The sequence below is a fragment of the Rhodococcus sp. CX genome, assembly GCF_015865005.1.
Lineage (GTDB): Bacteria > Actinomycetota > Actinomycetes > Mycobacteriales > Mycobacteriaceae > Rhodococcus.
Genome location: NZ_JADZGH010000183.1, coordinates 28369 through 28652 on the forward strand (window position 1 = coordinate 28369; position 284 = coordinate 28652).

General features: G+C 65.1%; 1 pseudogene. It reads left to right on the forward strand.

Features of this window, described 5'->3' with window-relative positions:
* A pseudogene (locus I0Q12_RS33290) lies at positions 1-146 on the forward strand (group II intron reverse transcriptase/maturase); the annotation flags it as partial.
* Positions 147-284: the final 138 nt, after the last annotated feature.

Consider the following 284-nt stretch of genomic DNA (forward strand, 5'->3'; position numbering starts at 1 on the left):
CCGTCGCCGATGTCGAGGAATACGTCGGAGTTCCGGGTTTCCTGAACGACCTACGTGCCAGCCTGAAGGATGGTTCGTTTCGGCCGTTGCCGGTGCGGGAGAGGATCATTCCCAAGCCGGGCGGGTCGGGGAAGGTGCGCCGTCTCTTCGATACCGACGGTGGCAGACCGGGTCGTTCAGGCCGCACTCGAGTTGGTGCTGGAACCGATCTTCGAGGCCGACTTCGAGCCGGTGTCGTTCGGGTTCCGGCCCAACCGGCGGGCGCAGGACGCGATAGCCGAGAT